At 53.9% G+C, this 9,796-nt stretch carries 12 protein-coding genes; 9 read left to right on the forward strand and 3 right to left on the reverse strand.

Features of this window, described 5'->3' with window-relative positions:
• Window positions 1-102: 102 nt before the first annotated feature.
• The 3 genes from PHV74_12445 to PHV74_12455 all read right to left on the reverse strand — a co-directional run bounded on the left by PHV74_12445 (window position 103) and on the right by PHV74_12455 (window position 2,506).
• Window positions 103-1,185: a hypothetical protein gene (locus tag PHV74_12445; GenBank protein MDD5095166.1), complete on the reverse strand. Its 1,083-nt coding sequence runs from the start codon at window positions 1,183-1,185 to the stop codon at window positions 103-105.
• Window positions 1,185-2,066, reverse strand: a complete 882-nt coding sequence (locus PHV74_12450; protein ID MDD5095167.1) for a hypothetical protein — start codon at window positions 2,064-2,066, stop codon at window positions 1,185-1,187. The genes PHV74_12445 and PHV74_12450 overlap by 1 nt, the downstream gene beginning before the upstream one ends.
• A gap of 83 nt (window positions 2,067-2,149) precedes the next feature.
• Complete coding sequence (locus tag PHV74_12455; protein ID MDD5095168.1) at window positions 2,150-2,506, reverse strand: hypothetical protein; 357 nt, start codon at window positions 2,504-2,506, stop codon at window positions 2,150-2,152.
• A gap of 180 nt (window positions 2,507-2,686) precedes the next feature.
• Here PHV74_12455 and PHV74_12460 point away from each other — a divergent pair, with 180 nt between their 5' ends.
• The 9 genes from PHV74_12460 to PHV74_12500 form a co-directional block, all read left to right on the forward strand.
• A complete protein-coding gene (locus PHV74_12460; GenBank protein ID MDD5095169.1) occupies window positions 2,687-3,103 on the forward strand; it encodes a hypothetical protein in 417 nt (138 codons plus the stop codon).
• 42 nt (window positions 3,104-3,145) lie between these two features.
• Complete coding sequence (locus PHV74_12465) at window positions 3,146-3,415, forward strand: hypothetical protein (GenBank protein MDD5095170.1); 270 nt, start codon at window positions 3,146-3,148, stop codon at window positions 3,413-3,415.
• Window positions 3,416-3,469: 54 nt separating this feature from the next.
• Window positions 3,470-3,910, forward strand: a complete 441-nt coding sequence (locus PHV74_12470; protein MDD5095171.1) for a hypothetical protein — start codon at window positions 3,470-3,472, stop codon at window positions 3,908-3,910.
• A gap of 11 nt (window positions 3,911-3,921) precedes the next feature.
• A complete protein-coding gene (locus tag PHV74_12475; GenBank protein ID MDD5095172.1) occupies window positions 3,922-4,332 on the forward strand; it encodes a hypothetical protein in 411 nt (136 codons plus the stop codon).
• Between the two features lies 1 nt (window position 4,333).
• Window positions 4,334-4,753 carry a hypothetical protein gene (locus tag PHV74_12480; protein MDD5095173.1) on the forward strand — a complete coding sequence of 140 codons (420 nt, stop codon included), beginning with the start codon at window positions 4,334-4,336 and terminating at the stop codon, window positions 4,751-4,753.
• Window positions 4,737-5,597 (forward strand): hypothetical protein, encoded by an 861-nt coding sequence (locus tag PHV74_12485; GenBank protein MDD5095174.1) that lies wholly within the window; start codon window positions 4,737-4,739, stop codon window positions 5,595-5,597. The genes PHV74_12480 and PHV74_12485 overlap by 17 nt, the downstream gene beginning before the upstream one ends.
• Entirely contained in the window at window positions 5,594-5,812 is a 219-nt protein-coding gene (locus tag PHV74_12490) for a hypothetical protein (protein MDD5095175.1), read from the forward strand. The genes PHV74_12485 and PHV74_12490 overlap by 4 nt, the downstream gene beginning before the upstream one ends.
• Window positions 5,813-5,823: 11 nt before the next feature.
• Complete coding sequence (locus PHV74_12495; GenBank protein ID MDD5095176.1) at window positions 5,824-7,722, forward strand: right-handed parallel beta-helix repeat-containing protein; 1,899 nt, start codon at window positions 5,824-5,826, stop codon at window positions 7,720-7,722.
• Between the two features lie 30 nt (window positions 7,723-7,752).
• Window positions 7,753-9,796 (forward strand): hypothetical protein (locus tag PHV74_12500; protein MDD5095177.1); only part of this gene is annotated, 2,044 nt, incomplete at its 3' end.

Genomic DNA, 9,796 nt, shown 5'->3' on the forward strand with positions numbered 1-9,796 from the left:
TCTGCTTATGCCTGTGGTTCTCTCTGAACATCCCTTCACCTCAAGTCGAATAGCCTCAACTTGAGTCTATCGCATCCCAATATCAGCTTCAATACCAAGGCGCTACCTTTTTGCAGGAACGCCAATCGATACTTCCGTGAAAGTGGGATACGAATAGGTTACAACAACATAAATCTGGGTGCATAAAGAATCAAATCCTCCCATAGCAGACAGCTTTATTCCGGCTTCCAGTGATGCGATATCTGCGACTGCCCAACTGCCTCCACCTGGTCTGGTGATAATTTCGCTCTTAGTTGTAAAGCTGTTAACTATGTTTGCGCTAGTACCTAATGAAGTATTCCCACCTAGATACAGGAAAGGCTGTGAGCTTCCACCAGATGCTGAATAAGTATTTGTAATTCGATAATATACTGTTACAGAGGAAATAGTTGCATCAGCAGGGATTGTTCCATTATCTAATGAGTACGAGTCTGTTACTACACTTGTGCTTCCTGTATGCACATAAGTTGAGTAGTCATCGGTGCTTGCTTCATCTACATTTAGATAATTAGCTACAGCAGGTTGAGCAGTTAGATTTGTTGTATATCCCGCAGCATTTGGGCGTAATGTGGCTGAAGTAGCAGTAGATTTAGTTGCTCTGAAGATAAAGTCAGTAGCATCAACCACTAATGCATAGGCGTTGTTCTTACTGATAATCTTTTGTTCGGAGGTGGGCGGCGCCGGAAGGTTCACATCCGCTTGCAATGTCAAATTCGTGGTGATGTCCAGGCTGGCGGCATCGGCTACAGTGTTGGTATCCCCGTCCATACCAATCCACGCCTGGTCGCGGACCGCGTCTGTGTCACCGAGCCACATCGTCTTGTTCTTGGTCTGGGAAGGAGCCAGGGTGAGATAATCCATGGCCCAGTTGACCGAGCCTGCCTCATCCAACCCTAAGGCCACCACATCCTCTGAGGTGCCTCCATAGGTGACGGCCACATCCTCGCCGTCATCCTGGATGTAGTGGCCATCTACCAGCGCCTTGGCATTGGTGGGAACCAGGAATCGCCCCGATATCTCAGATGTACCCGAGTTGTAGAAGGAGACGTTGTAGTAGTAGCTGTATCCCTCCAGGGCTAGAGCCACTGTCGGGATCATCAGGGTCATGACCAGCAGAACTGAGGCAAGAATGAACATCCTTTTCATTATCCGGCGCTCTTCCAGAAGAAGTTATACCCCAGATAGATAACGAACATGAAAACGATCACCGCCATAAACGCAGGGGAAAACAGCCCCAACCGGGCCAGGATGGGGATCGGAACAAACCCCAACAACATCCCGGGCCGAGCGGTCTGAAACCTGGTGGAGGATACCGTCATGCACCCCAGCATCAGCCCCATACCCACCAGGTTCCACATCATCGAGGCGCTTCCGAAGAGGTCATCCAGGCTGTCGTTGGCGTCCTCCACGAAGGTGCCGTCCCACTGATCCTTGTACTCATCTGCTTTGGTTTGAGTCCACTCTCTGGGGGTGGCGCCGGGGACGGTGACCTGGGTCAGAAACAGAGAAGGGCATAACGTCCGCAGGCCAGTAATAGCGCCCTCAAAATACATCTCCCCGGATTCTGCCAGGACAATCCCAACGCTCTGGGTTATCAGCTCGCCCGGGGCGTCCCAGGCAAACTCCAGCTCGATACCGAGGTCGATAATGTACGCTTTGAGCCATGTTTGGTTTTCACTCTGCCCCTCAAATGGGCTGTACTCGTTAGAGGTCAATGTCATGGTGGTGATGGATGGGGTTGCCCAGTAGCTGGGACTGGTCTCGATCCGGATGACGTAAGCACCGTTCCACTCCGGGGCGGTATCCGCCGGGAAGTACATCGCGGCGCATCCCTCCCCATACCCATAGTCAAAGAAGGGGTAAATGGAGGCGATCCCCAGCACCTCGCTCTGGTCAGTCTCCATCAGCCGGATGAGGAAGGTTTTGTTGGCCGGATCCTCCGGCTGGTCTTCGGCGAGATCCCAGTCGATGGTGTAATGCAGCACCAGGAGATAGTCGCCCTCCTCCACCAGGTCCCTCACCGCCATGGCGGTGTTGATCAGGAGGGTGTCCGGGGCGGGAGGATCTTCAGCGTGGACAGGGGAAGCCGTCAGGAGCGCTGTCAGGATGATCAGCGCACAAATGCCGCAACGCCACAGCCGCCGGAGTCCCGTTCCTGGATCTTTTGACGTAATTCTTGAGCCCATTGCCGGATCAGCATGATGTAAGCCGGGTTCTTAGTGGGTTGGCCATTCATCCATCGATATATCAACTCTCTATCGATTCCCAGTCTCCTGCCGATCACCGCAACTGGTATTCCATTCTGTTGAAGATATCGGACATCCTCCGCAAACGTTTGGGAGCTGTATATCTCTACCAATTGAGCGTTGACATTGTCCCTCAATGGACTGAGGTCAACATGCGGCGGAGGGGTTTTCACCTTTACGGTGACGGTGGAGGTCTGGACCACCCGAGCACTTACCGTCATACATCATCTCCTTTCACCGCAAGTATAAGTAATTATAGCTCCCTAAAGTGTGACTTCGGAGTCACATAGGCACGGTTTACCTTCTGCTATCCTCTCCACAACTGGGGAAACCCAAATCTGAAGAAAGGAGGTAAGCCAATGGGTAATTCGACGATGCGGATCGTGATGGGGATCGTGGCGGTGATGATTGCGTTTGTGATGTTCCCGATGGTGCTCAGCGCAGCCCATGATATCCAGATCGACGACACCACGGACTCGTTTGCCGGTGTAACCACCGATGTCGCTGTGACTACGGCGAACGTGGTGCTGACCGGGGATCTGTGGAATGACGACAACGGGCATATCACCAGCATCACATCCAGCCTGGAAACCGACGTGCCGGTGGCCGGTACGTATGTAGCTGCCACGCACACGCTCTCTGTCTCCGGCCTGACGGCGTCTGAGACCCGGACGTTGACCGTGCTCTACGAGGCCGATGCCCTGGGAGACTATACCGGTCTCGGCAGCATGGTGGGTATCGCCCCGATGATCATCTTCATCGGTCTGCTGTTTGCCGGTGGTTTGAGCGTCTTCACCGGCGTTCGGAGTAAATTCTAACCATTCAACAGCGAAATCAAATTCTGAAGAAAGGAGGTTCAAATGGACGCAAATGTCAAAAAGGTAGTGGGTGGCCTGGTGTTGATCGTCATCGCCTTGTCGATGTTCCCGATCGTTCTCGATGCGACGGGGACCATCCTGGATGATGCCAATCTGGCCGACTATACCGGCCTGGAGTCGCTCGTCTCGATTGCCCCGCTGATCATCTTCGTTGGAATGATCTTCAGCGGCGGCTTTTTCGTGTTCACCGGCGCTCGGACGGCCCGGAAAAGCAAGCAGTCCGGCGGCGACGCCAGTAAATACCGGTATTAAGCAACCGGGAGAGTCCCCAGGTGCATCTCAGCGATCGTGGGAGGAATGTTTTTTGTGAATATACCGTTGATACCGAAACCCAGAACAGGCTCTAAGCCGGAGCAGGTGAATCTATTTTTGACGCCTGGCCGCCGGATTATACGGGTCTGTCTGCCGGTGGAGGGCAAATATCAGAAGGATGCGGTGGCTGAGAGAGCCTGGGGATTCTCCACGGAACTCCTCAGGGAATTCAATAACGGGGAACTGGTGATGCTGTTGTCCGCGGAACACAGCGCCCCTCTATGGGTTCGCGGCGAATCGCCGTGGAAACCCGGAGCGGTGCAGGACATTATCCGGGAGGAGTACGGCAAGGAAATGTCCGGCATGGAGAAGAACACTCGCAAGGACCTGATGGTCAAGGGGTTCATGGTCATCGCCCTGGCGGTGACCTTACTGATCGTGATTGTGGTGATCGCCAACCTGATTCAGGGGGGCGACCTGAAAGTGCAGACGTAAACAGGAGCGGTATGTTAGGCAGAAAAAAGACGCAGGAGACACCTCAACCGGAGACGAAGGAAGCGGCACCCCAATACCGCACATGGATTGTGGCGCCCCACCGGATCATCGAGAAATTCATAAGCGAGCCGATTGGCCCCGCTTACAAATATGAGGGCACTCGGGTGTACCTGGCCCAGTACAAAGAGGGGAGTACCAGCGAACTGGAGCGGTACATCCCGCCCGGACCCCCGGAGGGGCTCCCTCCATCCCTACACTCCCCGGAGGGGCTATTCACCGCGCTGGACTGGCGATTGGTGCGGCCCGTCTATCGCATGGAAGAGCTGCTGATGGAGAAGCTCAACACTGCCTTGATGATCGGGATATTGGTGGTGCTCCTGTTCTTCCTCTATCTGATCTTCACCAACGTGCAGGGAGGATGAAATGCCGCCAGAAATATTGAAGCCCAGCAATAATAATGGCCATGACCGCCTGGCTGCCCAAGACTTGATCCACGCCATGGGCAGCGGCGACAAGGCGCATACCTTTGTAAAACCCGGCAAGGATACCCTCGAACTGCTGATGCGGACCGTGTTCGAGAATGAGCGGCAGGCCCGGCAAGTGGTATTGCTCTACAGCAAACTGGTCAAATACGGATTCGAGGACGGTTTGGCGGATCTGAGGGCCTTGTTGGCCGCCAAGTGCTCCGTAAAGGGGCGGTCCAGAATGGAGGCCCTGATGGCGGAAATTCAAGTGCTCGCGCCGAGCCTTTATACCAACACCACCATGAATGACCGGCAGTATAAGGCGTGGGAAAAACAGCAACACCAGAAACAGAAGGCGCAGTATGACGATAGCAAGTAGCCCCGATGGACGGATATCGGATGAGTATTTTGCAAGCAGAGACCACGGTAGCGCAGGGCAGGGGTCCTCCCTGGTGGTTGCGTTTACCGGGCCCCGAGGCAGCGATAAGACTCTCCTGCAGACGTTCCTGGCCCTGATGGACATGCGCAGGGGCAAGGAATGTCTCAGTAACTACAAGATCAAAGGGCCGATGATGTCCCAGGGGCAGTTGAAAGTCTTCAAGTCCGGCCCGTTGGAATACGAGAATCTCCTCACCTTCAGCGAGGCCCTTGAGGGCAAACTCTTGGCCATCGATGAGCTCCCCGTCTGGTTCAATTCCCTGCAGTTTCAGTCGAAAGGTTCTCAGATTTTCGGCTTGTTCATCCAGCAGATCCGCAAGAAACAGATGGCCGTCTACTATACCGCCCAGAACATGAAATGGGTGGACAACCGGGTCCGATGGCAGACGGACCTCCATGTGATGTGTCAGGACATGCACCACACACCCTGGGGTAAAGAGATGGGGTTAGAGAGTGGAGAGTATATGCGGTACATCGTCATGGACCTGTCCGGGTATAGCACCGGGATTCCCTATGAAAGCTCAGGCGTGACCTACCATGGATGGCTGGACTGCCGTCCGGTCCGGAGGTATTACAACACGGACGAAACCGTCGATATCTGGCAGGCCATGATGAAGGTCAATGTCAACCGCCAGGAGATGGTGATCGATCCCTGGGGGAATTACCGGCCGCCGGGTGAACCGGAAGAGCCCATGCCGATCGGGAGCGCTCCGGGGGATGAGCGTGGCGGAATTCCGGGCGCGCTTGGCGGTAAAAAGGTGAAACGAGGGAAGGTGCTCGCATGACTGAGGCAGCAGTATTATTGCTGGCGTTTGTGGTCTACATGGCCTATCGCACAGACGAGACGTTCCTGTGGCTCACCGCGGGACTCTACTCGGGCCTGGTGAGCCCTGTCTGGTGGGAGGTGGAGACCGCCTACGGGATGACTGCGTTTATGGTGGCTGGGATATGCGCCTGGAGATGTTTTTCTCAGCTGATAGGCGGGGATACGAAGTTTTGAGAGGTGAAGGTATGAAAAACCCAATCAGCGTGCTGCTTGCCTTTGCGGGGATTATCGTGCTGCTGGCAGTGACCCCGCTCCTGATGGCGTTGGCCAGCGAGGCCACTTATACCGATATCCGCAATGAGATGATCCGACAGGGGTACGTCGCCCTGGCGGATCAGGACGGGAACCTGGACGTAGCCGGAGATATGGAGGTTGATGGGGATGCCCTGGTGAATGGGGATATCGTAGGGGCGTCAGTTACTGCGCCCACGGGACGCTCGGCCACCTATGTCATCGCAGCTCTAGACACACCAGCTCATGCAAAGGCGCAGGCAGATTTCGTATGTGATGGGATAGATGACCAGATAGAGATCAATGCCTATCTGCTTCTCGGCAATGTTCAGTTGTTAGAGGGCAACTTTTCAACTTCTGGAGCTATTACTATTCCCAGCGATACCCACTTGACTGGTTCTGGAATTGGTATTACGTCGATAACTGGCTCAGGGACAGGGACGCACTACCAGATACTTACAAACAGTGATTGGGTAGTTGGAAATAATCACATTGTCATTTCCAACCTCACAGCAGACGCTAATTGGACAACTGGTTCAACTGGGAAAGGAGGCGTAGTCCACCTTGTTAAGGTGACCGACAGTGCCATTGACAAGCTAGAGGTTGCGAACGGATACTCGCACAACATAGCCACCGTGCGCTGCCAGATAGTATATATCCAGAATTGCGTGTCACGAGATCCGCAGGGAGATGATGGCTTCTCGGTAAGTGATGGATCATCTGAACCCGGAGGATCCGCTGGGACAGCCGAGACAGATGGTGTGTGGGTGGTTAACTGCAATTCTTCAGGCGTAACAGGAGCTTCGTCAAGCGCCTTTGAGGTTGATGATGGCCCAACTAACGTCTGGTTTGTAAACAACTATGCTTTCAATCTGGGTACACGGGAGGGGTTCAATGCCCATGTACATACTGGGGAGGTATGCCCCACAGACATACACTTTATCAGTAACACTGTTGATGGTGGGGTTCGGGGAATTAATGTAGCCCGTGACTACGTACCTGTAGCGGAAGACGCTTATCTGTCTGATATTCTGATCTCCTCAAACAACATATCAGGTACTACCGATGGGGCTATCTGCATCACGGCTGCCCGCAGCGTTACTATTGAGAACAACATAGTTGATGGCGATCAGATCAAAATCATAGATAAGTTGTTGGGAGGCACACGGTACTTCCCTAAAGATGTGGATATCCTCCAAAATACAATAACAGCTTCAGATGCCGCACCTATTGATGCCTGGAACTCTGATAGCGTCAATATCAATGGGAACCGTATTATTGGTGGCACAGCAGGCCAGGGTATTAGGGTAGAAGCCAACAACCGGTCGATAGTAGACATCTTGATTCGGGACAACACCATTCGCAATATGGACTACGATGGAGTCTTTATTGAAACGAAGACTGGCTTTACATTAACTGGATTATCTATCGTTGCCAATCGCATATATGACGACCAAGAGGTGAAAACACAGAACTGGAGTATGCGCTTCCTGGATGCTGATGGAGGCTCGATCACACAGGCGCTTATCACTGATAATGATTTTGCTGGAAGTGTCGGCAGTATATCTGGCGCCGTTGCTACCATGGAAATATTGGATAACATCGGGTATGTTACATCAAATTCAGGCACGGCCACAGTAGCCAGCGGTGGAACATCCATTGTAGTCAATCACGGACTTGTAACTACACCCACGAGAGTGCAAATCACCCCAAGGGAGAATCCGACCAACGCCGTATCCTTTTGGTGGGTAGATACACTAACGACAACGCAGTTTACCATCCATGTGAATGCCGACCCCGGCGCGAGTAATCTCGATTTTGATTGGAGGGCTGTCATAGGGGAGGGCATATAACATCTCCACCCAAGTGTAAGGAGCACTATAATGCCGACGAACATTGACTATAACTACTGGAAAACACTGCCTGAGGGCCAGCAGAAACAGATCAGCCAGCAGGCGCAGGCTGCAGGCGGGCTGGTATTCCAGAACATGCCGCCCACCCACATCGATTACCCCTCATTCCACCAACTCTCCGCCGAAGAGCAGGCCACGCAACTGGCCAAAGCATCCGGTCCTGTTACCTGGGAAGGGATGGCTCCGGTCAACCTGCGCGGGGAGGTCCCCGATCTTTCGAAGTACAAGGACGCCGGCCAGGCACTGGCAGCCGGCGTCAAGCCCTCCGATCTGGTGGCCGCCGGATATGACGTCACCAAGAAGCGCACCAACAAGGACAGTTCGTTTGTCGAGCAGTTTTCCAAGCTGTCACGGGATGACAAGCTCATGCTGAAATCTTCCGGCGTGGAAGCGCTGAACATCGTCAAGGAAAAACAGGCGGCAGACCTTCAAAAGTGGCAGGCGCAGGCCGAAGCCAAGCTGGGACAGTACAAGAATCCTGACGGCTCCTATAACATTGTCCAGGCGCTCCGGCACGGCGTCAAAGCCAAAGACCTGGAGGCTGCCGGGTTCAGTAAAGACCAGATCAAGGAAAATCAGCAGGCTATTGCAGACCAAGCGAAATACACTTCTGCGCTCGCAAACATCGAGAAGGCTAGAATCAAAGAGGAGAAGAACGGGCAAACCACCTTTGATTTGGTGGCCGCTATCCGGGCAGGCGTTTCAGCCGATGACATCCGCACTGTTTTTGGCCAAGAGGCTCTGACGAATGCAAAGAAGCAGGAGCGGGCCTTGAGTGAGATTGAGCATGAGGGAGGTTTCCTCCAGGCGATCAAGAACGGAGTGCATGTCAGCACGTTCATAGATGCCGGATATGATGTTGCTGCCTACAAAGACGCTCAGGAAGCGATTGATCAGGGCGTTGAGCGCGAGCAAAAACTGGAGCCGTATAAACTCATTGGCCCGGTGCTCGGTGATAGGCCAAGGCCGGTCGACTATAACCGGATGGCGGCGGACTTACTGAATAAAGGTCAGAGCAAGAGCCAGGTCAAGAAAGAACTGGTCTCACTGGGATGTTCAGATGATGAAGCGGAATATGCGGCTGCCTCTCCTGAGGAGCGTTTTCACATCCTTCAGAATCGGGTTGGTGAAGATGGTGAACCAATCATCCCGAAAAAGGCCACATATGCCGGAGAGGAAGACGGGCAGCCGCTGTATAATCTTCCTGCCAGCGAGGACACGCGAACGATCAAGGAGCGTTTCCTCTCCGAGTCACCAGAGGCGCAACAGAAGCTCATCAGCCGGGCGCTGGAACATACGGACAGCCCCATACTCCAAAATATGACCTTCGATGAACTGGACCCCCATTTCCAGGAGGTGGTACTGTCGAAGTACGAGATGGGGCCCGAAGGAAAGTTGTGGACGGCTTTCAAGGCCGACCCTTGGGGGACCACCAAGACATTAATAACCGAAGCGAGCCCAGTGGGAACATGGCATACAATCCAAGACCGAGGTTTCTTTGACCCAGTATCATTGCTCAGTGTCGGTACAGAGGCCTTAATAGTCTTCCCCATGGTTAAGGGTGTATCGGCGACGGTCAAGGCCGGAACAAGTATTCCCCGGGCAATATTGAATGAGACGATTGTAACGGCGCGGGGGGCTGTTACGACCCCCTACAACGTACTCCGGCACCCGGTGCAGACGATCAAAGCGGTGGGAACCCCATACGAATCTGCCCTGTATCCCGGGCGGGTACCGCTGGCCACGGCGTGGCGGGGATCGTATTCCCCGGCGGATATTGCGAAGGTGTCTGCGGGTCTGTCGGATGAAGCGCTGGCAACACGGCAAGCTATGGAAACCGTAACCGAAATGCTGATATCCGGGGAGAAGTCCGCCGGCGCCGTGCCGATTGAAGGATTCGGCAGGCTGCGATTCAGCGGGACGGGATTGCAGCAAACACTACCAGGCACCTCAATCACATCCACTCCCTACACACCGGCCTTCAAAGGGAAGGGTGTGGTCGCTGAGGGAGAAG

It is taken from the genome of Dehalococcoidia bacterium (assembly GCA_028711995.1).
GTDB lineage: Bacteria > Chloroflexota > Dehalococcoidia > SZUA-161 > SpSt-899 > JAQTRE01.